This window comes from Kitasatospora papulosa (assembly GCF_000717245.1).
Lineage (GTDB): Bacteria > Actinomycetota > Actinomycetes > Streptomycetales > Streptomycetaceae > Streptomyces > Streptomyces papulosus.
The window spans coordinates 1-1,864 of sequence record NZ_JNYQ01000052.1 but is presented as its reverse complement, the minus strand read 5'-3'; the positions used below and the strand labels follow the sequence as shown (position 1 = coordinate 1,864).

1 protein-coding gene is annotated in these 1,864 nt (G+C 74.4%); it reads right to left on the bottom strand.

Annotation, left to right across the window (positions count from 1 at the left end; genetic code table 11):
- Positions 1–485 precede the first annotated feature (485 nt).
- A complete protein-coding gene (locus IA22_RS0133635; protein ID WP_030125862.1) occupies positions 486–1,727 on the bottom strand; it encodes a helix-turn-helix domain-containing protein in 1,242 nt (413 codons plus the stop codon).
- Between the last annotated feature and the right edge of the window lie 137 nt (positions 1,728–1,864).

Below are 1,864 nucleotides of genomic sequence, written 5' to 3'. Positions count from 1 at the left end.
GGCTGCGGGGAGCAGTCCCCCGCGACGGCCGCGGCGCGCCGCGAGCGCGCGGGCCGCGTCCGCCTTCTCGTGCGGCGTGTGACCGTGCTGCTCCACCATGGTTTCAGGGTGGCCCGACGCCGGGCGAGGCGCACGCGGAGCGAAGGGGCGTCTCCTGTCCCCCGTCCCGTGTCACTGCCGGACTCGGCGTCCTGGCGCGGCAGTGGGAACCGGTGGAGGCGGTCTCACGCATACGTCTCCCGGAGGAAGCCGAGTGCACCGTCCAGACGACGGGCCGCCTCCCCTGCGACGGGCACCATGACGTCGGGCCCGGTATTGAAGGACCTTGCGTCGAGGTCGCGCAAAGGCCGTCTCCGAGCCTCGGAGACGGCAGATCCCAGCATCACCATCACGAGCTTGAAGGATCAGGGTGTCGAGTGCGCGTTTGATGTCAGCTATCCGCCTTAGCGCATGCTCAGCCTATGTCCGTCGAGGTTGCTCATCGATCACCCGGTCTGTCCAGAGTCCGGGTCTGTGATCCAGCGCCCTGCGACGGAGTCGTGCACGTACGCCGGCCTCTCCCTGGTCCCGCTCGTGCGGAACGGCTTCCCGCCGTCCGTGATCCGCACCGTCCCGGTACGGCCCCCGGCGCTCCACTCCAGCTCCAGGTACCAGCGGCAGTCGCAGCCCGCCGCCCGCGCGGAGACCAGCAGCTCCTCGGGGTCAAAGGAGGTGACCTTGTACGGGAAGGAGACGGCCGGGATCTTCCTGACCTCGGCGCCGGAGGCGTCAAGGCCGTCGACGGGCCTCGCGAGCGGGCGCGGCCGGTCGAGGTCAACGGCGAAGTGGCGCGGGGTGACGGCGCCACCACAACCGTTGTCCATCCGGTACGCGTTCCACGGCAGCGGCGTGGCGCGGTCGACCACGCGCACGTGCAGGGCGTGGAGGACGACGGCGTCGGACGGCGACCGGCCCTGGACCGTGATCCGTACCAGCGCCTCCCCGCCGTGCACGGCGCCGTGCGTCCCGGCCCACGCCCCGGAGTCGGCCGCGACCGGCGGCGGGGCGACCGCGCGGGGGGCCCGGTCCACGAGGTAGGTGTGCCCGCAGCCGCCCTCCCAGAGCTGGGAATCGATGCTCCAGGTGAAAGGGAGGGGGGCCGCGGTCCGCCCCGGAGCGGTGGAAGCGGGAGCGGGATCGGGGGCGGAAGCCGTACGGGTGGGGTGGCCGAGCAGGGCGGCGGCAAGGGCGAGCACGACGAGGGCGACGGCGGCGGCGAGGAGGGCAACGGGGGCGCCACGACGGGGGCGTGCGCGGGGGGCCTCCGGCGCGGACAGATCCTCGGCGGACGGGTCCGGCCCGGTCGGGTCCGGCCCGCTCGGGTCCGGCCCGCTCGGGTCCGGCCCGCTCGGGTCCGGCCCGCTCGGGTCCGGGACGGGGCCGGGGCCCGGTTCCGGCGCGGCCGGCACAGGCGTGGGCGCCGGCGAGGCCGCTCGGCGACGGGCGCAATCCGCCTCCGTCCAGGCCGCCTCCAGGGACCGCCGTTCCTCCTCGTCCGCCCCGCACAGCAGGGCGAGGCGGTCGACCACGGCGAACTCCTCCGGGACGGTCGCGCCCGAGCAGTAGCGGTGGAGGGTGGACGCGCTGACGCTCAGCCGCCGGCCCAGCGCCTCGTAACTCCTCCCGTCCCGCGCCTTCAGCGCGCGCACGAGCCCCGCGAACTCCTCGACGGCGGCGTCCTTCGGCATTCCATCCCCCTCGACCCTGCGTCCCATCCTTCACGTCCTTGCACGTCAGCGGGGGTGGAATGGTTCCGGGACGGCTGGTGGGCGCGTGATCGTTGCAGCCGACGGGCGCCGGCCCCACGCTGGTTGAGCACTGACCG